The following is a 24,933-nucleotide window of genomic DNA, read 5'->3' as shown; positions in this document are numbered from 1 at the left end:
GTCCCTTAACGGACGGTGGCTTGACCTGAAGCGGGCTGTTCGATCGGTCGCGTCGGCGCGGATTGCTTGGTCGGATCGGCCTTTATCAAACCCTTTTTCGGGCTGACCGGCGCGCCGGGCTGCAAGCGGCCAAGGCCGGTCAGGATCACGCGGTCGGTCGGCGCGAGGCCGTCGCGGACGATACGGAGCCCCTCGACCTTGGCACCGATTTCCACCACGCGCGGGGTCGCTTTGTTGTCCTTGCTGACGACATAGACCAGACGGCGAGTCTGGTCGGTCACGATCGCCTCGTCCGGCACCAGCATTGCGCGATAGGTGCCGGAACCGAGCAGCCGCGCACGCCCGAACATGCCGGGCGTCAGGAAACGCGTCGGATTGGAAACCACCGCATGCGCGCGGATCGTGCCGCTATTGGGATCGACCGCATTGTCGAGAAACTCCATCCGGCCGTTCCAGCGATATTCGCTCTCGTCAGCCAGCTGGATCTGCACCGGGTTCGGCGTGTTGCGTGACGAACCGCGCTCGCCGCGCTCGTCCTGTCGCAAATTCTTGAGGTAAAAGCTCTCCGCGCCCTCGAACTCGAAGCGGATCGGGTCGAGCGAAACGACACGGGTCAGCACGGTCTGGCCGTCGGCAACCGAATCGCCGATGCTGACCTTGCGATCCGATACGCGCCCGCTGAACGGTGCCCGCACGGTGGTGAAGCCCAGATTGAGCATCGCGGTCGATGCCGTCGCGCGTCCGGCGGCCAGGTCGGCAGAGGCGCTGCGTTCGGCGGCGACGTTGGCTTCCAGCTCCTCGGCGCTCACCGCCTGTGCGGCGGCCAGCGTGCGGCTGCGCGCCGTCACCTGCCGCGCATTGGTCAGCGCGGCCTGCGCGCGCGCGATCTGCGCCTGTGCCTGCATCAGCTGCGCACGATAGGGGCGCGGGTCGATCGTGAAGAGCGCCTGTCCCTGTCGAACGTCCTGTCCGTCGCGGAAATGAATCTGCGTGATGACACCGTTGACGCGAGCGCGGATTTCAACGTCCTGCGCGGCGACGAAACGCCCGGTATAATCGTCCCAGTCGACGACTTCGCGCTGAAGCGGTGTCGCAACGGTGACTTCGGTTGGCGGCGGGGCAGCGGGCGGTTCCGCGCCTCCGCATGCCGCCAAGAGCGTTAGGGTCCAGACCCATAAATGGCGACGGTCGTGACGGAGCGGATTTTGGCGCAGGGCAAGGATCGAGGAGCGGAGCGGGGCTTGCCCCCCGCGACCGACGAGAGACGCCGCCATGCGCCAAAAGGCGCCCGCCGCTTCGCGGTTGCCCGGACGCGCCCGCTGGTCTGCGTCGCAGTCCTTGCGCGTAGCGCCGCTACGCGCTGCGAACGGCTCCTTGCCAGCGAACACGTCCGGGCAATCACGACCGTCGCCATTTATGGGGCTGGACCCCGATGCCATGATACCGAAAGCCGCGCGCATGCGTGTTCCCCTTTGCTGCGATGCGGCAATTGGGCCTTCCGGAAAGCGGTTTCAACCCCGCAACGGATAATTTCTGATATTTTCCGTTCAGTAATTCACGCGGCGGCCGTCACAGGTGGCATGATCGCCGCCGCATAGTCGCTCTCAACCCGTTGAATCAGCGCGCGATCGTCGTGATTCCACGGATGAAAACCTGGCAGGAAAAAACTGAACCATGCTGGAATCATTCGACGAACCATTCCCGGCGATACCAGCAGATATTTCGCCAGCGCAGCCTTTGCACGCCAGCCGGTAACCCCGTCCTGCGCCATCAGGTCCAGCGTCCCTTCGATCCGGTGCTTCCAGAATGTGCCGGTAATCAGCAGCATCGTCAGCGTTTTGATCTTCCAGCGCTTGAACCGGCTCATATTCCGCGTCGCGTGCAGATAGGTGTCATAGGCGACGCCTTTATGTTCGATCTCCTCCAGCGCATGCCAGCGCCACATATCGCCATTTTCCGGGTCGGCACCCTCAAGATGCTTCGGGTTGCCCAGCAGTTCGGCGGCAAGGATCGCGGTATAATGTTCCAGCGCCATCGTCGCGGCGAGTTGCACGACCGGCGGGCGCGACCGCGCGATCTCCAGCACCTGATCGATCCGCGCCTCCAGCCGGCTGATGTCATAGCCATGATCCAGCACACGCTTGTTGAACGCGACATGCTCGCGGCTGTGCACCACTTCCTGAATGGTGAACGCCTTGATCTCGCGCGCCAGCTTTTCGTCGACGCCGTCGCGGAACAGCTTCACGCTTTCGATGAAATAGGCCTCGCCCTTGGGAAAGGTCACCGACAGCGCGTTGTAGAATGCCGTCGCCACCACATCGCCATTCAGCCACCAGCGGTCCTGCCGCTGCTCACGGCCAAAGCGGCGGTCACGCGGCGTGATCGTCAGATCGGCGGGAGTCTTTGCGTTCGACATGGTTTTGCTCCAAGGCATTTCCGGACTGAAACTATGCCTTACTTACACAAATGTCAATAACAGCACCCGCCGAACGCAGACGCCTGAGCCCGGAGGAATCCCGGGACGCCGCGCTTGAGGCCGCGCGCGCGCTGCTGATCGAGGCGGGGCCACAGGCGGTGACACTGAAGGCGGTCGCCGGTCGCATCGGCCGCACCCATGCCAACCTGCTCCACCATTTCGGCTCCGCCGCCGGGCTACAACGCGCCCTCGCCAAAAGCCTGGCCGAGAATGTCTGCGCCCAGATCGTCCGATTGATTCAGGAAGCGCGCGCCGACGAGAGCGCCCGCACCGAGGACAAGCCGCGTCAGGTCGTCGACCTCGCCTTCGACGCGTTCGACAAGAGCGGCGCGGGTGCGCTCGCCAGCTGGATGATCCTGTCGGGCAACGAGGATGCGCTCGACCCGATCCTCGAGACGATCCACCAGTTGGTCGACCAGATCGCAGCCGTCGAGGGCGAGGAAACCGGCGTCGCGCTGCGCGAGGACACGCTGAGTCTCGTCCTGATGGCAATGGGCGATGCGCTGCTCGGCGAACGCCTCGCCAAATCGCTCGATCTGCCACGGGGGGCCGCGCGCGAAATCGCACTGCGCCAGCTGATCGCCTCCCCCCGTTTTCAGACAATGTGGGGTTGAATCATGCTGATCCCGCTTCTGGCAATCGCCGCACAGGCCGCCGCCGTCCCCTGTGAACCAGGCGTCTATGCCGACCGCCAAGGCCGCAACATCGTCATCATGGAGCGTCCCGACACCGCGCAGACCGGCGCCTGGCGCTGGTGGACCGTCGATGGCCGCTTCGGGCTGACCAATGACGGCACCGTCACCTGCCGCGAGGGCGCGGTGGACGTGAAGGATGGCAGCGTATCGGTCGCTTATGCCAAAGTGCCGCTTCGCCTCACCCGCACCAAATTCAAGAGCGGGAACCTCACGCTCAACGGCTTGCTGGTCGAACCCTCGGCAACCGGCAAAGCGAAGCCGCCGCTCGTCGTGCTGGTCCACGGCTCCGAACGCACCCCCGCCGTCCGCCACGCCCAGCATGGTTGGCTCCTCGCGGCGCAAGGCATTTCCGCCTTCATCTATGACAAGCGCGGCACCGGCGATTCCGAAGGCAGCTATAATCAGGATTTCCACGCCCTCGCCGCCGACACCGCCGCTGCCGCGAAGGAGGCAAAGCGCCTCGCCGCAGGCCGCTATGCGCGCTTCGGCCTTTACGGCGGCAGCCAGGGCGGCTGGGTTGCGCCGCGCGCCGCCAACGACGCCGGGGCCGAGTTCGTCGCAATTGGCTTCGGGCTGCTCATCAACCCGCTGGAGGAGGACGCCGCTGAAGTCCGCACCGAACTGGTCGAGGCGGGCCACGGTGCCGATGTGCTGGCCAATGCGCGCGAAGTCACCGACGCTACCGGCGCGCTGATGGCCGCGCATTTCGCCGAAGGGTATGAGAAGCTGGCGGCGGTCAAAGCGCGCTACGGCAAGGAACCGTGGTTCGCCAAGATCAAGGGCGAGTTCACCGGCGACATCCTCGCGCTCGACGAAGCCACGTTGCGCCGCGAGGGCCGCGCGAAATTCGACAATCTCGGCATCGACTGGCGCTATGATGCGATGGGCTGGCTGCGCAAGGCGAAGATGCCGCAGCTATGGGTGATCGCCGCCGAGGACCGCGAGGCCCCGCCACAGACCACCGTCGATCGCCTCCAGACGCTGCGCCGCGAGGGACAGGACATCGCCATCGTCCGCTTCCCCGGCACCGATCACGGCATGGTCGAGTTCACGCAGGCGCCCGATGGCGCCCGCACCACCACCCGCGTCACCGACGGTTATTTCCGTCTCGTCGCCGACTGGATCAAGGGGCGCACGACGCCGCCCTATGGCCGCGGCGAATTTGTGGCTAAGTAGCGCCGCGCTCGGCCCACTGCCGCAATCCAATTTAGGTAAACCCATGCATTTCCTCGACCAGGCAAAAATCTTCGTGAAATCCGGCTGGGGCGGCGGCGGCGCCGTCGGCTTTCGGCGTGAGAAATATATCGAATATGGCGGTCCCGATGGCGGCGACGGCGGCAAGGGTGGCGACATTATTTTCGAAGCCGTGCCGGGCCTGAACACGCTGATCGACTTTCGCTACACCCAGCATTTCCGCGCCCCGCGCGGCCATGGCGGCGCGGGTGCCAATCGCACCGGCGCGGGCGGCGACGATCTCGTCATCAAGGTGCCGATCGGCACGCAGATTCTGGCGGACGACGAGGAGCGCACCTTGCTTGCCGACCTGACCGAGGAAGGCCAGCGCATCGTTTTCATGAAGGGCGGCGACGGCGGACGTGGCAATGCCAGTTACAAAACCAGCACCAACCGCACCCCGCGTCAGCACGGCACCGGCTGGCCGGGTGAGGAAGCCTATGTCTGGCTGCGGCTGAAGCTGCTGGCCGACGCCGGTCTGGTCGGCCTGCCCAATGCGGGAAAATCCACCTTCATCAACGCCGTGTCGAACGCACAGGCCAAGGTCGGCGCATACGCCTTCACGACCCTGCGCCCCCAGCTCGGCGTGGTGCGGCACAAGGGCAATGAGTTCGTGATCGCCGACATCCCCGGCCTGATCGAGGGCGCGGCGGAAGGTGCCGGGGTTGGCGACCGTTTCCTGGGCCATATTGAGCGTTGTCAGGTGCTGCTCCATCTGGTCGATGCCAATGACGAAGACGTGGCGACCAGCTATCGCATCGTCCGCGACGAGCTGGAGGCTTATGGCGCGGGCCTGATCGACAAGCGCATCATCGTCGCGCTCAACAAGGTCGATATGCTCGACGACGAACTCATCGCCGCGCTGTCCGCCGAACTGGAAGAAGCCAGCGGCACGGAGGTCATCGCCATTTCCGGTGCGGCCGGAATCGGCGTCGACTGGGCGCTCGACAAATTGCTGGAAGCAGTCGGGCCGGATCACGCACGGGTGCGCGATGACGACGAAGGTTCGGAACAACTGGAATGGTCCCCTGTTTGACAGGTACCCCGTGGAGTAAACGTCGATGAAGCATCTGCCCAAAATCGGCGTCGTTCTTTTTGCGCTTGGCTCCCTATCCCCCGCCTTCGCACAGGATGAACCGGTCAAGGAGCCAATGCGCACGCGCATCATCCTCGGCCCGAAACTCGCGCCCGCCTTTCCCGGCGCATCGGATCTGTCGTTCGGCCCGTTTGTCGACGTGTCGCGTGCGCGCGGCGACACGCCGTTCGCGTACGAAGCCCCGGATGAGAGCGCAGGCTTTTCGCTGTTCAAAACCAATGGCTTCGAGATCGGTCCGGCCCTCGGCTTTCAGGGCAAGCGCACCGCCGCCGATGTCGGCGCGGCATTGCCCAAGGTCGGCTTCAGCTTCGAGGCGGGCGCATTCGTCCAGACCTATCTCGCCCCTACCGTCCGCGTCCGCGCCGAAGCCCGCAAGGGGCTGAGCGGCCATCGCGGCTGGATCGGCGAAGTCAGTGCCGACTATGTCGCGCGTGACGGCGACAAATGGCTGTTCTCGCTCGGCCCGCGTGTCACGCTCGCAGACAGCAAATACCAGAATGCCTATTTCGGCGTCGCACCCGGCAGCGTCGCGGCATCCGGTCTGCCCGCCTATCGCGCGGACGGCGGTGTACAGGCGGTCGGAGTGTCGGCGGGTGCCCTGTATCAGCTGACGCCGCGCTGGGGCCTCGCCGGTTATGCTCGGTATGACCGGCTCGTTGGTGACGCGGCGAATTCGCCGGTGACGCGCAATCTCGGCTCGCGCAGCCAGCCGTCTGTCGGGTTGGCGTTAAGTTACACCTTTGGTGGAAATCGCTGAAGGCCAGCCCAACGGTCCAGCAACATCCTTTGCGGTCATGTTGGCGCTGATATAGTTCCATGATGCGCCACGACCCCATCTATCGACCGATCACGGCTGCCGAGTTCCTCGACATGGATTTCGGCACGGACAAAAAGTTCGAGCTGCATGGCGGTGTCATCTACATGATGACCGGCAGTACGCAGGCGCATTCATGGGTTCAGGTCAATATCATCACCTGGTTGCGGGAACGGTTGCGCGGAAGCGGATGCAGGCCGCACGGCCCGGCCATGGGGTTGAAGATCACAGAAACGGATGTTCGCTATCCCGACGTGACCGTCTATTGTAACCAGCTGTCCGACCCTTTCACCGATGACAAGGCGCTTGAACGCCCAACGGTCATCATCGAAGTGCTTTCGCCAAGCACCACGATGTTTGATCAGGGTAGCAAGCTGGAAGAGTATCGCGCGCTTCCGAGTGTCCGCACGATCGCCTTCATCGATCCGGCAACCAGCTTTGCCGCACGGTCGAGCGGCAGCCGGAGGGATGGCTCGACCATATTTTTTCGGCGACACGTGGCATCCCCATCCCCTCGCTCGACCTGACCATTCCCCATGACGAGATTTTCGCGCGCGACTGATTGGCGTGGCGGCTTGCCCGCGCTAACGCCTTCGCACGATGCAGCTCTTCCCGCCCCCTTCCTGCCCGCGCCTGATCGTCAAGATCGGGTCGGCGCTGCTTGTCGATGGGGATGGCGCGATCCGGCGCGACTGGCTGGAGGGGATTGCCGCCGACATTGCCGAACGCATGGAGGCGGGGCAGCAGGTCGCGGTCGTCTCGTCCGGCGCGATCGCGCTCGGCGCGCGACGGCTGAACCTGCCCAAGGGGGGCCGCGCATCGCTTGAGGACGCCCAAGCCGCAGCCGCGACCGGGCAGATCGCGTTGTCACAGGTCTGGGCGGAGGTGCTTGCTGCAAAAGGCCTGACCGCCGCGCAGATGCTGGTGACGCTCGACGATCTGGAGGATCGCCGCCGCTACCTCAACGCCGCCGCCACGCTGGGGCGATTGCTTGGCCTTGGCGTGGTGCCGGTGATCAACGAAAACGACTCCGTCGCCACCGCCGAGATCCGCTTCGGCGATAACGACCGCCTCGCCGCGCGCGTCGCACAAGCGGCGGATGCGCAGGGCGTCGTGCTGCTCAGCGATATCGACGGGCTGTACGACCGCAACCCCGCTTTCCCCGGCGCGCAGCACATTGCCGAGGTTGATCGCATCGATGCGCGGATCGAGGGGATGGCCGATCGCGGCTCCGCCTCCGGCATGGGATCGGGCGGGATGGTGTCGAAGATCGAGGCCGCGCGGATCGCCACCAACGCCGGCGTCGCGCTCGCCATCGCCAGCGGACGGATCGATCACCCGCTTTCTACCCCAGCCCGCCACACCATCTTCCTGCCCGAAAAACGCACGCGGGCGCGGAAAGCATGGCTGGCCGGTCGCCTGACTGCCAAGGGTTCGATCACCGTCGATGCCGGTGCGGCGAAGGCGCTAACCGATGGCCGCAGCCTGCTCGCGATCGGCGCAACCGGCGTGCGGGGCCTGTTCTTTCGTGGCGATCTCGTGACCATCGAAGGCCCCAACGGCCCGATCGCGCGCGGCCTGTCCGAATATGACGCCGCCGACGCGCAGGCGATCACCGGCACCCGCAGCGAGGATCAGGCGGCGATTCTCGGCTATGCCCCGCGTTCGGCGTTGGTGCATCGCAACCATATGGCGCTGCTGTGAAAACCCTCGCCCTCACCGGCGCGACCGGGTTTGTCGGCAAAGCCACCGTCGATCGCGCGCTTGCCCGGGGCCATCATGTTCGCGCGCTCACTCGCCGCGATCAGCCGCCGCGTGAGGGTGTCACCTGGGTCACCGGCAAGCTCGCCAGCGAGGACAGCCTCGCCCGCCTCGCCAGCGGCGCGGATGCGGTCATCCACATCGCGGGCGTGGTGAATGGCGGCAAGCTCGATTTCATCCACGGCAATGTCGACGGCACCCGCAACATGGCCGCCGCCGCCGCGTCGATGGGGGTGAAGCGCTTCGTCCACGTCTCCTCGCTCGCCGCGCGCGAGCCGCAAATCTCCAATTATGGCCGGTCGAAGGAACGCGCTGAGGCCGAGGTGCGCAAATCCGGCCTCGACTGGACGATGGTCCGCCCGCCCGGCGTCTATGGCCCCGGCGACCTGGAAATGCGCGACATCTTCCGAATGGCGAAGCTCGGCCTCGTCATCCTCCCCCCACCCGGTCGCATCTCGCTGATCCACGTCGCCGATCTGGCGCGGTTACTGGTTGCGATGGCGGAGACCGACACCGCCTCTGAAACTTGGGGCCGCGAAATCTACGAATGCGACGACGGCGTCGATGGCGGCTACACCCACAGCGAGTTCGCACGAATGATCGGCGCGGCGCTGAACAAGCGCATCCTCCCCCTCCCCGTCCCCCGCGCCCTCCTCTGGCTCGCAGGCCGCGCGGACGCCTTTTTCCGCGACGGCCACGCCAAGCTGACCCCCGATCGCGCCGCCTATCTCAGCCACTCCGACTGGACCTGCACGCCGGGACGGCGGCCGCCGGTAGAATTATGGGCACCGGGGATAACGACGCCGGACGGGTTGAAGCAGACGGCGGACTGGTATCGGGCAGAGGGGCTGCTGTAGCGTCCCTCCCCCTCACATACCGTCATGCTGAACTTGTTTCAGCATCCATCCCCCCCCGGGCGACGTCGCCGCTTGTTGTGCCGTGGATGCTGAAACAAGTTCAGCATGACGGCGGTGGCGGTAGTGCTGTAATCCGTACCTCGATCGCCCCACCGCGACCCTGTTTCCGCCGCAATCCCTTGGCACTCCGCTTCGACCCAACTAAGGACCGCGCATGAGCGACCGCACCGACATCTTCGCCACTGTCTCCGCACAGATCGAGCCCTTTAACAAGAAGGGCATCGAACTCACCGACGCCACGACCTTTGCCGGCGATCTCGAATGGGACAGCTTGACCGTCATGGATTTCGTCGCGGCGATCGAGGATGAGTTCGACATCATCATCACGATGAACATGCAGGCCGAGATCGAGACCGTCGGCCAGCTTGTCGACGCGGTCGAGAAGCTGAAGGCCTGACGTGACCGAAGCCCTCCAGACTGCTGACGCTCCTGTCGCCCCAACCGGCGGCAAGCCAGACCTGATGTCGAAATTCGACAACCTGATCGCCGAGCGTCAGGCGCTGATCGACACTGGCGTCACCGATCCGTTCGCCATCGTGATGCAACAGGTGAAATCACCGACCGAGGCGGTGATCGCGGGCCGCGACACGATTTTGCTCGGCACGTACAACTATATGGGCATGACGTTCGATCCGGACGTCATCGCCGCCGGTCACGCCGCGCTCGACCAGTTCGGGTCGGGCACCAACGGTAGCCGCATGCTCAACGGCACCTTCGCCGACCATATCGAGGTCGAGGACGCGCTGCGCGACTTTTACGGCACCACCGGCGCGATCGTGTTTTCGACTGGTTATATGGCCAATCTCGGCATGATCTCGACGCTGGCGGGCAAGGGCGATTACGTCATCCTCGACGCCGACAGCCACGCGTCGATCTATGACGGCTGCAAACAGGGCGTCGCGGAGATCGTCCGCTTCCGCCACAACAGCGTCGAGGATCTCGACAAGCGCCTCGGTCGCCTGCCCGCCGAAGCGGGCAAGCTGGTGGTGCTGGAGGGCGTCTATTCGATGCTCGGCGATATCGCGCCGCTCAAGGAAATGGTCGCGGTCGCGAAGAAGCATGGCGCGATGGTGCTGTCCGATGAAGCGCATTCAATGGGCTTTTTCGGCGCCAACGGTCGCGGCGTGTATGAGGATCAGGGTTGCGACGTCGATTTCGTCGTCGGTACCTTCTCCAAATCGGTCGGCACCGTTGGCGGCTTCTGCGTGTCCAACCACCCGAAGTTCGAAGCCATCCGCCTCGCCTGCCGCGCATACATCTTCACCGCCTCGCTCCCGCCGAGCGTGGTCGCCACCGCCGCCGCGTCGATCCGCAAGCTGATGACCGCCACGGAAAAGCGCGAGCGGCTGTGGTCCAATGCCCGCGCCGTCCATGGCGGTCTCAAGGCGATGGGCTTCAAGCTCGGCACCGAAACCTGCGACAGCGCGATCATCGCCATTATCCTGGACGACCAGCAACAGGCCGTGGTGATGTGGCAGGCGCTGCTCGACGGCGGCCTCTACGTCAACATGGCGCGCCCGCCCGCGACCCCCGCCGGCACCTTCCTGCTGCGCTGCTCGCTGTGTGCCGAACATACGCCGCAACAGGTCGAGAAGATCCTGGCGATGTTCCACGCGGCCGGAAAAGCAGTCGGCGTGATTTCCTGAACCCTTTCCACGAGTCGTCCACCGGCCTAGACTCGAATCCATGAGCGAGGGTCGCATCCACAGGCTGGGGAGCGCATTGGCGCGGCTCGACTGGCGCGCATTGCTGATGATCCTCATCGCGGTGCTCGGCATTGCCGTGCTCACGGCGCTGATCGCCAACCAGCGTTTCGCCGGGGCCGAACGCGACGCCGCGCTCGCCCGCCAGTCGCAAAGCTACGAGGTGATGATCCTCGCCCAAAGCCTGTCCGGCACGATGGCCAATGCCGAGGCGACGCTCGCCCGCTACGTCGTCAGCGGGGAGGAGAGCGTCGGCCGCGACTATGTCGCCGAATGGCAGCGTGCCGAGGGTCAGTTGACCCTGCTCGCTCGCCGCACCGGCCAGAAAGCGGACCAGAAGGTGATCGCCGACCTGCGCACCGCCTTCGCCGATCGCGGCAAGGAACTGGCGCGGATCGCGCTCCACACCCGCTTCAACCGCAACCAGGCCGCCTATGCCTATTTTGACGAAGCCCGCCGGTCGCCGACCCTGCCGCGCATCCAGAATCTGCTCGGCACGATCGTCGCCTCGGAGCGCACTCGCCTGTCCGACCGGTCACGCCGGGCGCGCGTCACGGCGGTCGAGGCGGATAACGAAACCCGCAACCTGATCCTGTTCGGCGTGCTGATCGTGTTCGGCGCGATGGTGCTGGGTTGGCTCAACATCCGCGCGATCCGTGAGCGCGCCGCCGCCGCCGCCGAAGCGCAGATCCAGCGCGAGCGCACGGTCGAGCTGGAAGCCGCCGTCGCCGCCGCCACCGCCGGATTGCAGGAAGAGGCGCGCGAACGCGCGGTCGCGGAGGCGCAGCTGCGGCAGGCGCAAAAGATGGAGGCGGTGGGGCAGCTGACCGGCGGAATCGCGCACGATTTCAACAATATGCTGGCGGTGGTGCTTGGCGGACTCGAACTCGCCAAACGCCATCTGCCCGATACCGCCGATCAGGCGATCCGCCATCTCGACAATGCGACCGAGGGTGCCAATCGCGCCGCGACGCTGACTCGCCGTCTGCTCGGCTTTGCCCGTGCCGAGCCGCTGACGCCGCAGGCGATCGACCCGACCGAACTGATCGACGGCATGTCCAATTTGTTCGAGCGCACCCTGGGCGAAGGGATCGCGGTTCAGACCCGTACCGATGCGGAGGGCTGGCACGTCTGGGCCGACCGTCACCAGCTCGAAAATGCCCTGCTCAACCTGGCGGTCAACGCGCGCGATGCGATGGACGGGCGCGGTACGCTGACCATCGCATCGGGCCACGCCGCGCTCGACGGCACGCTGTCGACCGATTGCACGCCCGGAAACTATGTGACGATCGCCGTATCCGATACCGGCGAGGGCATGACGCCGGAGGTGATCGAACGCGTGTTCGAGCCGTTCTTCACGACCAAGCCCGTGGGCAAGGGCACCGGCCTCGGCCTCAGCCAGATTTTCGGTTTCGTGCGCCAGTCGGGCGGCGAAATCCGGATCGAGTCCACTCCCGGACAGGGCACCACCGTCACCCTCTTCCTTCCCTGCCACAGCGCCGCCGACCCCGTGCCGGTGCCGGGTGGCGATCGTATCGGACCCAGCACCGAACCGCATCAGGGCCTCGACATCCTGTTGGTCGAGGACGATCCGCGCGTGCTCGCCGCGACCTTCGCCGCGCTGGAGGAGCTGGGCCATCGCCCGGTGGCGTGCGAGGATCCTTTGGCGGCACCGCGCATCATCGCGGGCCTGCACGCGCTCGACCTGATCGTCAGCGACGTCATCATGCCGGGCCAGACCGGGCCGGAAATGGTCACCGCGCTGGAACCGCAGCTCGATGGCGTCGCGGTGCTGTTCGTCACCGGCTATGCCGGCGACGCAGCGGACCATCAGCGGTTCGGCGGCCACCCCGTCCTGCGCAAGCCGTTCACGCTGGTCGCGCTGGAAAACGCCATCGCCGAGGCAGTCGCACAAACGAAGCAGTCCGATGTCGCGGGGTAGATTTACCCGCACCGTTCGATATAGCGGTCACTTGTCGCCGGTTCGCCGGTCCCCAGAGCAAGTCAGGGCGCAGATCTCCCCCGCATGACCGCACTCGACCGCTACATGGCGCGCCTGATCGCGGTTCCGCTGATCTCGACCCTGCTCATCTCCGCGATGCTGCTGGTGCTGGACCGGATGCTGCGGCTGTTCGACTTCGTGGCAACGGAGGGCGGGCCGGTCAGCGTGGTGTGGCGCATGCTCGCCAATCTGCTGCCCGAATATCTCGGCCTTGGCATCCCCATCGGGCTGATGCTGGGCATCCTGCTCGCCTTTCGCCGCCTCGCCACCTCGTCGGAACTCGACGTGCTGCGCGCGGTGGGTATGAGCTATGGCCGGATGCTGCGCGTGCCGTTCATGTTCGCCATCACGCTTGCCGCGCTCAATCTGGCGATCGTTGGCTTCATCCAGCCGCTCGCGCGCTACAATTACGAAGGGCTGCGGTTCGAGCTGCGCACAGGTGCGCTGGGTGCGTCGATCAAGGTCGGCGAGTTCACCAATATGGGCGACCGCATGACGCTGCGGATCGAAGAGAGCAAGAATGAGGGCCGCGACCTCTCCGGCATCTTCGTCAGCGCGCGCGCACCCGGCGGCGATATCGTGTCGGCGACGGCGGAAAAGGGCCAGTTCCTGCGCACCGACGATCCCGACGTCATCATCTTTCGCCTGACCCGCGGCACGCTGATCCACCAGTCGCCGAAGTTTCAGGTACCGCGCGTACTGACCTTCGACGCGCATGATCTGCCGATCGACCTGCCCCGGTTCGAGCAGTTTCGTCAGCGTGGCGAGAACAAGCTCGAACTGACCCTGCCGCAGCTCGCGAAGGTCGGGAAGGACCCGAATGTGCCGGAGGCTGAGCGCGACGTCAGCCGCTCCGCATTCCATTTCCGCGTGGTGGAGGTGGCGACGATGTTGCTGTTGCCGTTCCTGGCACTTTCGCTCGGCGTGCCGCCCAAGCGATCGACCTCCGCGCTCGGCGTGTTCCTGTCGATCGTCATGATCGTCACCTATCACAAGGTCAACGAATACGCCCAGGGCATCGGCGCGCGCGGGCTCGTCGATCCGATCCTCGCCTTGTGGACGCCGTTTTTGATCTTCGCGGGGCTCGTCTTCTGGATGTACTATAACATGGCCTATGTACCCGGCGGACAGCCGATCGGCGCGCTCGAGCGCGTCGTGGGCAAGGCGTGGAAGGCGATCGTGAAACTGCTGCCCGGGCGGCGGCACAAGGCAATCGACGCATGAACCCGGTGACCAGCTTTTTCCCGTCGCGCACCGTCTCGTTCTACATGGGCAAGATGTTCCTGATCCGCACCTTCGCCTTTCTGTTCGGGCTGGTGCTGATCCTCCAGACGCTCGATCTGCTCAGCGAATCCGGTCGCATCCTCGCTTATCCCGGGAATACCGAATCGGACGTGTGGCGCTATGTCGGGATGCGCACGCCCCAGATCATCTCGACCTTTCTGCCGTTCTCGGTCCTGCTCGGCACGATCATCACGCTCAGCACGATGAACCAAAATAGCGAGATCATCGCATTGAAGGGGTCAGGTCTGTCCGCGCATCAGGTGCTCGCGCCGCTGATGCTTGCTGGGCTGGGGGTTGCCATCATCTCGTTCGCGTTCAATGACCGCATCGTCTCGCGCGCCAGCGCCACGCTCGCGCAGTGGAAAAAGGTCGAATACGGCCCATTGCCGATCGATCGGGGCGATCGCAGCAATGTGTGGGTGCGCGACGGCAGCCATTTGATCCACGCGCAACAGATCAAGGGGCGCGGCGACGCCGCATTGCTCGCGGGCGTCACCGTCTATGAGCGCGACGGCGCGGTGCTCAAATCGCTGGTCCGTGCCAAGACCGGCCGCCGCGACGGCACTGGGTGGCGCGTGGACAGTGCCGAACGATTCGACGTAGCGACCGGCAAGCTGGTCCCGCTGGGCAGCACCGTCATCGGCGTGGGCGTGCGCCCGGACCAGTTCACATTGTCCAATATCAATGCCGAAGCCATGTCGTTCGGCGCGCTCAAGGAGGCGGTGGACGACCTAAAAGCCGCCGGTCGCCCGACCAAGGCGCTGGAGGGGTCGCTGTGGCACAAACTGTCCGGCCCGCTCTCCGCCGTGCTGATGCCGCTGCTGGGCGCGGTCGCGGCGTTCGGCCTGGCGCGGTCGGGCAAGCTGTTCGTCCGCGCCGTGATCGGCATGGGGCTGGGCTTTCTCTATTTCGTCGCCGACAATTTCGCGCTGGCGATGGGCAATCTGGGTGCCTACCCGCCCTTCCTCGCCGCCTGGGCACCGTTCCTGCTATTCGCCATGATCGGCGAAGCGGTGCTGCTCAAGACCGAGGAATAGGCCATGTTTGCCCTCACGACGCTGCTGGCACTGCCGCTCGCGGCGCTCATGGCTGACGAGAATCCACAGGGGGCAATCCACGCCCTGCGCGCTGATCACAATGCCGCGATCGCTGCGCGCGACCTCGATCGCATGACTGCGATGTATGACGAAAATGCCGTGTTTATCTGGAGCGACGGCAGCAGCACAAACGGCCGTGTGGCAATGCGAGCCGTATTTGCTGAGGATTTCAGCGATCCGGCATGGGATTCGGTGGTGTTCGTGCGCACCCCCGATCAGATCGAGATCGCCAAATCGGGCGTGCGTGCATTCGAGACCGGCCGCTGGGTCGGCACCAAGCGCAAAGGCGCGTCGCAAATTCGCTACGGCGGTTTCTATTCGGCACACTGGAGCAGAACCGAAACGGGCTGGAAGGTCCATGGCGAGCTTTATGTAAAGCTCCACTGTACCGGGCGACGCTGCACGCCGTGATTGCTACTCGGTCGCGCGCTCGTCGCGGGGATACCGATTAACGCAGACGCTGCTTCATCGTGCTGCCGGCAAGCCGTCCGACCAGCCCGCGCAGATGCGGATAATGCGCGCCGTGATAGCTCGAATCGATGCCCAACGCCGCCGACAGCCGCCGATGCGCCTCCGCCAGCGAATGATAGGGCAGGCTGGGCAGCAAATGATGCAGCGCATGGTAGCGCAGCCCGACCGGTGCCCACAGCCATGGCAGCACGCCGTGCGGCACGTTGACGCTGTCGAGATATTGCGCGGTGACCGTCAGCGGCTCGCCCTCATTCTCCCACAGATGCGCCACGAGCGTGCGCACCTGGTTGAGCACCGCGACGCCCGACACCACGACCATATAGGTCAGGAACGCCTTCAGCGGCAGCACGCCGGTGGCGACGGTCACGATCAGCGTCACCGCGACGATGCTCGCGCCGATCTCCTGCCAGCGCCACTGGCGGGCGAACTCGCCCTCGGGCGCGCGGCGCTCGAACGCCGGATTGATCTGCAGGCCCGAATAGCGACCCACGACCAGCTTGCGCAGCTTTGGCGACAGCATCGACAGCGGGCCGAGCACGCCGAAGCGCAGCAACAGCCCGACCGGCATCAGCACCGATACCAGCAGGAACACCGGCAGCGTCCATGGCTTCATCAGCGCGAGCGGCAGATATTCGGGATCCTCCGCCGTGCCATAACGCGTGCGCGCATGATGGATGGTGTGAATCCCCTCATACATGAAGCTTGGCAGCATCATCGGCATGCCCAGCAACAGGTTCCAGCCCACGCGGAAACCGGGCAGCAGCGAATGCTTCAAATGCGTGATTTCATGGATGAACAGGCTGGCGCGGTACAGCGTCAGCACCGCCAGCACGCCCGACACAATCGCCCAGCCGGTCGACGGCAACAGGATCGCACCGGCCAGTGCGACATAGCCGACCGCCGCCGATCCGAGGAAATCACCCCAGTAGATCAACGGCTTCGGTGTTTGCAGATCGCGCGTCAGTTCGGCCGCGGCGCGCAGCATCGCGCGGTCGTCGGCCATGCCGGACAACTTGATCTTTGCTGCCGGCGCAGCGGCCCCTTCGACCGGGGCGGTATTCAGAGCGAGCGTGTTCATGGGGCTGTCCATTGGCCTAACATAGTGGCCATTCGGTGGCATTTCACGGGGTGTGTTGACAGCGGCGCGGCAACGCGGGACTGAATCGCCGAAAATTCTTTGGCGCAATTCCTGGAAGGTTCTCCCCTTGGCCAACGCCCCGCTTGCCATCCGTCCGGTCAATACCAAGGCGGATACAAACGACTTCGTCGAGCTCGCCTATCGCCTCAACCGGGGCGATCCCAATTGGGTGCCGCCGCTGCGCAGTGAGGTCAAAGGCACGATCGATCCAAAGAAAAATGGCTGGTTCAGCCATGCCGAGGCGCAATTGTTTCTGGCTGAACGCGATGGCCGTATCGTCGGCCGCATTTCCGCGCATATCGACACGCTGGCGCTGGAAATGCCGCCCGAACAGGGCTTTGGCCCCGGCACCGGGTTCTTCGGTATGTTCGAGGCGGAAGACCCGACCGTCGCCCGCGCGCTCATCAACACTGCTGAAGGGTGGCTGAAAAACAAGGGGATGACCCGCGTGATCGGCCCGGTCTCGCTCTCGATCTGGGAGGAACCCGGCCTGCTCATCAAGGGCCACGATCATCCGCCGACGGTGATGATGGGTCATCACAAGCGCGAATATCAGGACTGGATCGAGGCTGCCGGGTATCAGCCCGTCAAGCAGCTCCTGACTTACGACCTCGATATTCGCATCCCCTTCCCCCCGCTGGTCCAGCGGATCATCGAGATGGGCGAGAAAAACCCGCGCATCGTCATCCGCAAGGTCGACAAGTCGCGTTTCGAGGAAGAAGCGGCGATTATACTCGGCATCCTCAACGAGGCATGGTCGAAAAATTGGGGCTTCGTACCGCTGACTCCGCCCGAAATCGACGACGTTGGCAAGAAACTGAAACCGATCGTGTTCGAGGATCTGATCCGCATCGCCGAACTCGATGGAGAGCCAGTGGCGTTCATGATTACCCTGCCCGACCTCAACGAAGCGATCGGCCCGCTGAACGGCAATCTGTTCCCGTTTGGCTGGGCAAAATTACTGTGGTGGCTGCGGCGGCATCAGAACCGCACGATGCGCGTGCCGTTGATGGGCGTGGTCCAGCGGCTTCAGGGGTCGCGCATGGCCAGCCAGCTCGCCTTCATGATGATCGAATATATCCGCCGCATCGCAATCACCGATTTCGGATCGACGCGCGGCGAGATCGGCTGGGTGCTTGATGACAATCAGGGGATGATTGCGATTTCCGAAACGATCAATGCGAAGATCAACCGCGTGTATCAGCTCTATCTGAGGAGTCTTTGAGCGGGTCGCGGCCCTGCCCGCTCCCCCCAAAAAAAATATGCGGCCCGCGGCATAGGGGTACCGCGGGCCGCGCCCTCAATTCGCCAAGCGGTTACTTGGCGTCGAGGGGATCGAAACCTTCGCGCATCCACTGCGCGCGCGTCTTGCACTCGGTGCGGTTGATGTTGGAACCCAGCACCTTGCCTTCGAGGCAATAGCGCTTGTCCTTCACCACCTTCGTCTCGCTCGACGCGGTCGCGCTTGGCGCGGGCGTTCCAGGCTTGGTTTCGGCCTGGGCCGTCGTCGCAATGCCCGCGACCAGCGCCACGGCAGCCATTCCCTTCAGCAACATACGCATGAAAATCTTCCTCTTCTGTGCCCGGAGCTGCGGGGTTGGCGGTTGCCGTCCCTGTCCGTATCTGTGTTAGTGCATTATGCATGCCAAACACCAACTCTGAGGAAAATCAGATAGTTAGCGCGTTTCAAATGTTACGATTGGGAAATAGATTACCGAGTGTTGGTGTTTTTCACCAATTTGCAGGATCAGCTTTTCAGGCTCACCCAGGTTGGCGCATGATCGCTGGCCTTTTCGCGGCCGCGATAGTCCTTGTCGACGCCCGCGCCAGTCAACCGGTCGGCCGCCAGCGGGCTTAGCAACAGGTGATCGATACGGAATCCGGCGTCGCGCTGCCACGCGCCCGCCTGATAATCCCAGAAGGTCCATACGCCGCCGACCGGGAAGCGCGTGCGCAACGCGTCGGTCCAGCCCTGTGCCACCAGCGCACGATAGCCTTGCCGGGATTCCGGCTGCATCAGCGCATCGTCCGCCATCGCGCGAACCGAATAAGTATCGTCGTCGTTCGGGATGACGTTGTAGTCGCCCGCCAGCACCACCGGCACTTCCTCGGCCAGCAACACCCGCGCCCGCGCGCTCAGCCGCTCGATCCAGCGCAATTTATAGTCGAATTTCGGCCCCGGCTGCGGATTGCCGTTGGGAAGATAGATCGACGCGACCACCAGCCCGTTTACGTCCGCCTCGAGATAGCGGCTATGTTCGTCCTCCGGCTCACCCGCCAGCCCGCGTTGGCGCTCAACCGGATCGCTACCCTTGGCCAGGATCGCGACGCCGTTGAACGCCTTTTGCCCGTGCCACAGCGCGCCATAACCCGCGTCGCGGATGTCCTTTTCGGGAAACCCTTCATCCGCCGATTTCAGCTCCTGAAGGCAGACGATATCGGGCTGTTGCTCGGCGAGATACTCCAGCAGGCGCGGCAACCGCGCCTTGATGCCGTTCACGTTGTAAGTAACGATCTTCAAAGCAGGTCAGACCGAGAAACTGGTGCCGCAGCCACAGCCCGAAGCCGCCTGCGGATTTGTCACGCGAAACGCCGCGCCACCCAGCGACTCGACGAAATCGACGCTGGCGCCACGTACCAGATCGAGGCTGACCGAATCGACCACCAGCCGCACGCCATCGGTCTCGACCATCAGATCGTCGCCTTCAGCCGCATCGCCCAGCTCGAACTTGTACTGAAACCCCGAACAGCCCCCGCCCTCGACCGACAGGCGCAGGATCGCAGGCTTGCCCTGCTTCGCCGCGATCGCACCGACGCGCGCGGCGGCGGAGGGCGTCAGGATGATGTCTGGGGAAAGGACAGTGGCCATCCATCGCAGATAGGGAAGCTCAGCGTCAGCCGCAACAGAAAGGGCCACCCGAACATGCCGGGCGGCCCTTCTTCTCTCCTGTATCTCGAAATCAGTTGCCAGTAGCGGCAGTCAGCTGGATGCGCGCGCCGCGCTCCTGAATCTGGTCGAGCACGCTGGCATTCTGCATGAACGGCATCGGGTTCACCGCCGCGCCATCGACGCGGACCTCGTAATGAAGGTGGCTGCCGGTCGAACGGCCAGTCGAACCCATCAGGCCGATCAGCTGGCCACGACGCACGCGCGTGTTTCCGGCGACCAGAATCTTCGACAGATGGCCGTAACGAGTCTCGATGCCCTTGCCGTGATTGACGGTGATGAGGTTGCCATAGCCGCCAAAGCGACCCGAGCGACCCACGACGCCATCGGCGGTGGCATAGATTGGCGTGCCGATCGGGCCGGGAATATCGACGCCGGCATGCATTGCCGCGGTGCCGTGGAACGGATCGGAGCGCACCCCGAAGCTGCTGGTCAGCTTGATGTTATCGACCGGCTGCATCGACGGGATCGCAATCACCGTCTGTTCGAGCACGTCGAGCTTTTGCCACGTCTGGAACAGCGAGCGGAACTGCGCGTCGGCACCCTGCTCCACCGCCGCCGCACCGGCGGGTGCGGCCTCGAACGGGCCACCCATACCGCCCGCGACATAACGCTCGGGCTTGATGCCCAGGCTGCGCAGATGCTTCGTCGTCAGGCTGATGCGCAGCTGTGCGGTACGCTGTGCCTTGGCCGCCAATTTTGCCTGATTTGCTTCGACCTTCTGCAACGGGGCCAGCACGTCGCGCGCCATCGCGCTGTCGCTATTGGCCTGAACCGGGACCGGCGCGCCGATATCCGCGGGCGAACCCTTGCCGGTCATCACGCCGGCGATGATCTTCTGGCGCTGCTCGACGCGGGCGGCGTGATGCAGGGCGGCCTGCTTCACGGCGGCGATATCGGCTTCCATCTGTGCGACTTCAGCCTGCATTTTCTGCATGCGCGCTTCGGGGGTGACTTCGGTCCCGGCGACGCCGCTGGCCATGATCGCGCCGAATGCGGCCTGCGACACGCCATAGGCGGAAAAGGTCACGGTGACGACGGCGACGCCGGCGAGGATCGCCTGGGTGCGTCCGGCGACGCTGAAACGTTTCAGGTCCCGGCCATCATGAAAGATGAAATCGCGCGTCGTAAAGAAATTGCGGAACCGCGTCGCAATGTTCGCGTTAAGAGCAGTGCTGACCATGAGTCCCCGGCAACCACAGACACATGCCGGAACCCCGGCGCGCGCCTTCGTTAAACGTTCACAGATCAGGTGCAGCCCCTCCGCTCCTGACAGGAATCGTTAGAACCGCCGGTTCAGCTGGCCGCAAGGCTTTCATAGTAACCGCGCGTTAAACCGGCTGTCGCACGCGCCGAGTCGTTGAATGGCGGCTTAATCGACCCGTGAAAGTGACGAGCGATCAGCGCCTTCCACTCGGTTTCCGGATTGATTCGCTTTGCGGCGCAGGATGATTCGAACCAGCGCGTTCCCGCTGCGACATGGATGATTTCATCGTTCAGGATGCGTCGGAGAATGCGCCCCGTGGCCACATCGCCCGCCGCCTCGAACCGCTCAATGGTCACCGGTGTCACGTCCAGCCCGCGCGCCTCCAGCACCATCGGCACTACCGCCAGCCGTGCCGCCGCATCATGGGCAGTCCCCGCCGCTGCTTCCCACAGTCCGCCATGCGCGGGCATCGCGCCGTAAAAACTGCCCAGTTGCCGCAAGCGCCGGTCAAGCAAGGCAAAATGCATCGCCTCGTCCGCGCCGACCTTCAGCCAGTCGTCGGTGAACGCACGCGGAAACTGTCCGCCGAACCGTCCGGCCATGTCGAACGCCAGATCGATGGCGACGAATTCGATATGCGCGAGCGCATGGATCAGCGCGATTCGCCCGCGTTCCGACCCGGCCCCGCGTTTGGCCAGCTTGCCCGGCGACACCAGCTCGGGCAGATCCGGCGCGGCGGGCTGATCGGGCATCGCCACATCGAAGCGATGGTCCAGCCGACCCAGTCGCCAGTCGCGCGCGACCCGTCGCGCAATCCCCACCTTCGCCGCCGGATGCGCCGTCTCCAACACCGAACGCACCGCGTCCGCCACCGATTGCGTCACGCCGCGCGCAGTTCCTTGACCGCCTCCAGTACCTCGACGACGTGCCCCGGCACCCGCACCTTGCGCCATGCCCGCACCAGCCGCCCGTCCGCGTCGAACAGGAAGGTCGAGCGGTCGATGCCCATATATTTCTTGCCGTACAGCGTCTTTTCGACCCAGGTTCCGAATGCCTCCAGCGCCTTGCCGTCAGGATCGGTCGCCAGCTGCACGGTCAGGTCGTATTTGTTCACGAACTTCTGGTGCTTGATCGTGCCGTCACGCGAAACCCCCAGCACCGCCGCGCCCGCCGCCTCGAATTGCGGCTTGAACGCGCTGAAATCCTGCGCCTCGCGCGTGCAGCCGGCGGTGTCGTCCTTGGGGTAGAAATACAGCACGAACGGCGCACCCGTGCGCTCGTTCAGCGTGAAGGTCTCGCCGGTCTGGTCGATCAGCTCCACTGCGGGAATCTTGTCGCCTTCCTCAATCGCCATCTTTCACTCCTTGCATCCCCGCCACTGCGGTCCAGACCTTGGTCACCTCCTGCCGGTGCCGGTCGAGCGACACAACCACGCCATCCCAATCCGCCTCTCCCACCGCATGCGCGACCACGGGCTGGGTCGCGGGCGTCGGCGGTTCTGCATCGGGCGCGACCAGTCGCAATGTCACCAGCATCCGCGTCAGGAAATCATGCGCCTGCGCCAGCGCGAGCGGCACCAGCCCCGCCCCCGCAAGTGCCTCGATCGCGCGCCGCAGATCGGCGTCGAACCCGGTGCGGTTAACCAGCTGCGTGGTATGGACCGCAAATTCCAGATCGACGAGCCCGCCGGGCAGCAATTTGGCGTCCAGCGGCCCCTTTGGTGGCTTATGCGCCGCCATCTCGTCGCGCATGCTTCGCGCATCGGCGGCGATATCGCGCGCTGGCCGATCCCCTGCCAACACTGCATCAACGACTGCCTGTACCGCCACCCGCCCGTCCGCCGACCCGAACACCGGCCGGGCGCGGGTCAGCGCCATATGCTCCCACGTCCAGGCATCCTCGCGCTGATATTTGGCGAAACCGTCGAGCGACACGACCAGCGGCCCTTGTGCCCCTGACGGGCGCAATCGCGTATCGACTTCGTACAGCGGCCCCGCCGCCGTGGCGACCGACAGCGCGGCCACCACGCGCTGTGCCAGCCGGTTGTAATAGGTCACCGCTCCCAGCGGCTTCTCGCCATCCGATTCCGCCTGATAATCGCCGGTGAACAGGAAGATCAGGTCGAGATCGGACGCATGCGTCAGCGCGCCGCCGCCGAACCGGCCGAGCGCCAGCATCACCAGCTCGCTGTCCGGCACGACGCCGTGCCGCATCCGGAATTCGTCGATCGCCGCCTGTGCCAGGACTTCGATCGCCGCCTCCGCCACGCGCGAATAACCGGCGGATACCTGCAACGGATCGCTCGCCCCCGCGACGATTTGCGCGCCCAAGGCAAAACGCTTTTCGCCCACCACCTTTCGCACATGATCCAGCAGCCGCTGATAATCGTCCCCCGCCTCGCGCGCGCGCATCGACGCGGCCAGCGTGGCGACATCGCCCACCGGCTCCAACGCGGTCGCATCGATCAGCCCGTCGATCAGCTCGACCCGCCGCGCCAGCGCCTCCGCCAGCGTCGGTGCATGGCACAGGATCGTGCTCACCAGCCGCGCCAGCGCCGGTCGCGCCTCCAGCAAATTGAACAGGTTCAGCGCGCTCGGCAGCCGCGACAGGATCGTGTCCAGCCGCGCCAGCGCGCGGCCCGGATCGGGCGCTTCGCCCATCGCCGCGATCAATGGCGGCAACACCGCCTCCAGCGCGGCGCGGGCGGGCGCACTGCGCAACGCCGGATAGCGCGCCGACCGCCACCCCTCGATCAACCGCGCCGCCCCCACCGCATCCTCGAACCCCGCCGCATCCAGCGCACGCTCGACACCGGTTTCGTTCGCCGAGACCGGGGCCGCATCCTCAGCTTCCAGCGAATCATAGACCCGCCCCACCCGTTCGACATGCGGTGCCAGCAACGCCAGCAACGCCGCACCATCGGCCAGCCCGTGCAGCCGCGCCACGCGATCCAATGCCTCGCCATGCGGCAAGGCATGCGTCTGGCGGTCGTCGATCATCTGCACGCGGTGCTCGATCGTGCGCAGCAGGATATAGGCCTCGGACAAGGCCGCCGCGTCGGCCGCGTCGATCCACCCCGCCGCAGCCAGCGCGGCCAGCGCATCGAGCGTCGCGGGTGCGCGCAGCGAGGGGTCGCGCCCGCCATGGATCAGCTGATGGATCTGCGCAAAAAACTCGATCTCGCGAATCCCGCCGCGCCCGCGCTTCAGGTCGAAGCCCGGTCCGAACGCCTGCCCCTGGGCGTGATGCTCCCGAATGCGGCGCGAGATGCCGCGAATCTCGCGTATCGTCCCGTAATCCAGCGCACGCCGCCAGATGAACGGCCGGATCGTGTCGAGAAACTGCTGCCCCAGCACGGTGTCGCCCGCCGCCGCCCGCGCGCGGATAAACGCCGCCCGCTCCCATGGCAGCGCCTGCGATTCATAGTATGAGATCGCCGCCTCGACCGGCAGCACGATCGGGGTGACTTCGGGCGACGGGCGCAGCCGCAAGTCGATACGCAACACATAGCCGTCGCCATCGCGCGCCTGCAGCAGTTCGACGACGCGCCGCCCGACCCGCACCGCAGCCTCCGCGACCTCCTCGCGCTCACGATGCGGCATCGTCGCGGGGTCGAAGATCAGGATCGGGTCGATGTCCGACGAGTAGTTCAGCTCGCTGCTGCCCTGTTTGCCCAGCGCGATCGCGGCCAGACCCATCGGCGTGCATCCGGGCACGCGTTCGATCAGCGCGGCGCGGATCGCGGCGTCGAGCGCATAATCGGCAAATTCGGACAAGGCCCGCGTCGTCGCGCGGAAGTCCAGTTGTCCGCTCAAATCGCCGATCGCGGTAATCAGCGCGAGCCGGCGCCGTTCGAGCCGAAGCCGCCGCGCGACCGGCATCGCTGGGTCGTCGATCCGCGACGCAGCAACCGGATCGGCAATCGCATCCGGCAGTTCCGCGACCAGTCCGGGTTCGCGTTCCAACAGATGGGCAAGGAACGGCGCATGATCTCGCGCCCGCTCAACTGCGTCCTGTAAGGCGCTGGAATTAACGTCCATCAAGGTTTCGTTTCGGCCGACCTACCTTGTCAGAATTTGTCAAGCAACGAAT

Annotated in this window: 24 protein-coding genes; 14 read left to right on the top strand and 10 right to left on the bottom strand. The window is 65.0% G+C overall.

Annotation, left to right across the window (positions count from 1 at the left end):
• Positions 1–5 precede the first annotated feature (5 nt).
• The gene (locus U1702_RS02315; protein ID WP_332721701.1) at positions 6–1,460 is read right to left on the bottom strand and encodes an efflux RND transporter periplasmic adaptor subunit; all 1,455 of its coding nucleotides are present in this window, start codon (positions 1,458–1,460) and stop codon (positions 6–8) included.
• A 95-nt stretch (positions 1,461–1,555) separates the two neighbouring features.
• A complete protein-coding gene (locus U1702_RS02310) occupies positions 1,556–2,416 on the bottom strand; it encodes a metal-dependent hydrolase (protein ID WP_332721699.1) in 861 nt (286 codons plus the stop codon).
• 50 nt (positions 2,417–2,466) lie between these two features.
• Here U1702_RS02310 and U1702_RS02305 point away from each other — a divergent pair, with 50 nt between their 5' ends.
• The 13 genes from U1702_RS02305 to U1702_RS02245 all read left to right on the top strand — a co-directional run bounded on the left by U1702_RS02305 (position 2,467) and on the right by U1702_RS02245 (position 15,489).
• Positions 2,467–3,090: a TetR/AcrR family transcriptional regulator gene (locus U1702_RS02305; protein WP_332721697.1), complete on the top strand. Its 624-nt coding sequence runs from the start codon at positions 2,467–2,469 to the stop codon at positions 3,088–3,090.
• 3 nt (positions 3,091–3,093) lie between these two features.
• Entirely contained in the window at positions 3,094–4,347 is a 1,254-nt protein-coding gene (locus U1702_RS02300; protein WP_332721696.1) for an alpha/beta hydrolase family protein, read from the top strand.
• A gap of 43 nt (positions 4,348–4,390) precedes the next feature.
• Positions 4,391–5,440, top strand: a complete 1,050-nt coding sequence (obgE, locus tag U1702_RS02295) for a GTPase ObgE (RefSeq protein WP_332721695.1) — start codon at positions 4,391–4,393, stop codon at positions 5,438–5,440.
• Positions 5,441–5,465: 25 nt separating this feature from the next.
• Positions 5,466–6,257, top strand: a complete 792-nt coding sequence (locus U1702_RS02290) for a MipA/OmpV family protein (protein WP_332721693.1) — start codon at positions 5,466–5,468, stop codon at positions 6,255–6,257.
• Positions 6,258–6,316: 59 nt separating this feature from the next.
• A complete protein-coding gene (locus U1702_RS02285) occupies positions 6,317–6,841 on the top strand; it encodes a Uma2 family endonuclease (RefSeq protein WP_332721692.1) in 525 nt (174 codons plus the stop codon).
• A gap of 73 nt (positions 6,842–6,914) precedes the next feature.
• The gene (gene proB, locus U1702_RS02280; RefSeq protein ID WP_332721690.1) at positions 6,915–8,018 is read left to right on the top strand and encodes a glutamate 5-kinase; all 1,104 of its coding nucleotides are present in this window, start codon (positions 6,915–6,917) and stop codon (positions 8,016–8,018) included.
• Positions 8,015–8,932 (top strand): NAD-dependent epimerase/dehydratase family protein, encoded by a 918-nt coding sequence (locus U1702_RS02275; protein WP_332721689.1) that lies wholly within the window; start codon positions 8,015–8,017, stop codon positions 8,930–8,932. Before proB ends, U1702_RS02275 begins: the two co-directional genes overlap by 4 nt.
• 214 nt (positions 8,933–9,146) lie before the next feature.
• A complete protein-coding gene (locus tag U1702_RS02270; RefSeq protein ID WP_332721687.1) occupies positions 9,147–9,389 on the top strand; it encodes an acyl carrier protein in 243 nt (80 codons plus the stop codon).
• 64 nt (positions 9,390–9,453) lie between these two features.
• Entirely contained in the window at positions 9,454–10,638 is a 1,185-nt protein-coding gene (spt, locus tag U1702_RS02265) for a serine palmitoyltransferase (RefSeq protein ID WP_332724541.1), read from the top strand.
• A 40-nt stretch (positions 10,639–10,678) separates the two neighbouring features.
• The gene (locus U1702_RS02260) at positions 10,679–12,637 is read left to right on the top strand and encodes an ATP-binding protein (RefSeq protein ID WP_332721685.1); all 1,959 of its coding nucleotides are present in this window, start codon (positions 10,679–10,681) and stop codon (positions 12,635–12,637) included.
• Between the two features lie 84 nt (positions 12,638–12,721).
• On the top strand, positions 12,722–13,921 hold the full coding sequence (gene lptF, locus U1702_RS02255; protein ID WP_332721683.1) for an LPS export ABC transporter permease LptF: 1,200 nt from the start codon (positions 12,722–12,724) through the stop codon (positions 13,919–13,921).
• On the top strand, positions 13,918–15,018 hold the full coding sequence (lptG, locus tag U1702_RS02250) for an LPS export ABC transporter permease LptG (protein ID WP_332721682.1): 1,101 nt from the start codon (positions 13,918–13,920) through the stop codon (positions 15,016–15,018). Before lptF ends, lptG begins: the two co-directional genes overlap by 4 nt.
• Before the next feature lie 3 nt (positions 15,019–15,021).
• A complete protein-coding gene (locus tag U1702_RS02245; protein ID WP_332721680.1) occupies positions 15,022–15,489 on the top strand; it encodes a YybH family protein in 468 nt (155 codons plus the stop codon).
• A 37-nt stretch (positions 15,490–15,526) separates the two neighbouring features.
• Here the strand turns inward: U1702_RS02245 and U1702_RS02240 are convergent, their stop codons facing one another.
• On the bottom strand, positions 15,527–16,627 hold the full coding sequence (locus U1702_RS02240; protein WP_332721679.1) for a fatty acid desaturase family protein: 1,101 nt from the start codon (positions 16,625–16,627) through the stop codon (positions 15,527–15,529).
• A 127-nt stretch (positions 16,628–16,754) separates the two neighbouring features.
• Here U1702_RS02240 and U1702_RS02235 point away from each other — a divergent pair, with 127 nt between their 5' ends.
• Complete coding sequence (locus U1702_RS02235; protein WP_332721677.1) at positions 16,755–17,912, top strand: N-acetyltransferase; 1,158 nt, start codon at positions 16,755–16,757, stop codon at positions 17,910–17,912.
• A gap of 91 nt (positions 17,913–18,003) precedes the next feature.
• Here the strand turns inward: U1702_RS02235 and U1702_RS02230 are convergent, their stop codons facing one another.
• From U1702_RS02230 to U1702_RS02200, 7 genes are all read right to left on the bottom strand, one after another.
• Complete coding sequence (locus U1702_RS02230; RefSeq protein WP_332721676.1) at positions 18,004–18,249, bottom strand: hypothetical protein; 246 nt, start codon at positions 18,247–18,249, stop codon at positions 18,004–18,006.
• Positions 18,250–18,434: 185 nt separating this feature from the next.
• Complete coding sequence (gene xth, locus U1702_RS02225; RefSeq protein ID WP_332721674.1) at positions 18,435–19,208, bottom strand: exodeoxyribonuclease III; 774 nt, start codon at positions 19,206–19,208, stop codon at positions 18,435–18,437.
• 6 nt (positions 19,209–19,214) lie between these two features.
• Positions 19,215–19,556 (bottom strand): iron-sulfur cluster insertion protein ErpA, encoded by a 342-nt coding sequence (erpA, locus tag U1702_RS02220; protein ID WP_332721672.1) that lies wholly within the window; start codon positions 19,554–19,556, stop codon positions 19,215–19,217.
• Between the two features lie 91 nt (positions 19,557–19,647).
• Positions 19,648–20,817: a peptidoglycan DD-metalloendopeptidase family protein gene (locus U1702_RS02215; RefSeq protein WP_332721671.1), complete on the bottom strand. Its 1,170-nt coding sequence runs from the start codon at positions 20,815–20,817 to the stop codon at positions 19,648–19,650.
• A gap of 113 nt (positions 20,818–20,930) precedes the next feature.
• Entirely contained in the window at positions 20,931–21,725 is a 795-nt protein-coding gene (locus U1702_RS02210; protein WP_332721669.1) for a ferritin-like domain-containing protein, read from the bottom strand.
• Positions 21,722–22,195: a peroxiredoxin gene (locus tag U1702_RS02205; RefSeq protein ID WP_332721667.1), complete on the bottom strand. Its 474-nt coding sequence runs from the start codon at positions 22,193–22,195 to the stop codon at positions 21,722–21,724. The genes U1702_RS02210 and U1702_RS02205 overlap by 4 nt, the downstream gene beginning before the upstream one ends.
• Positions 22,185–24,881, bottom strand: a complete 2,697-nt coding sequence (locus tag U1702_RS02200) for a bifunctional [glutamine synthetase] adenylyltransferase/[glutamine synthetase]-adenylyl-L-tyrosine phosphorylase (RefSeq protein ID WP_332721666.1) — start codon at positions 24,879–24,881, stop codon at positions 22,185–22,187. Before U1702_RS02200 ends, U1702_RS02205 begins: the two co-directional genes overlap by 11 nt.
• Between the last annotated feature and the right edge of the window lie 52 nt (positions 24,882–24,933).

The organism is Sphingomonas sp. LT1P40, assembly GCF_036663835.1.
In the GTDB taxonomy this organism is placed as follows: Bacteria; Pseudomonadota; Alphaproteobacteria; order Sphingomonadales; family Sphingomonadaceae; genus Sphingomonas.
This window is presented reverse-complemented; position numbering and strand designations above follow the sequence as displayed.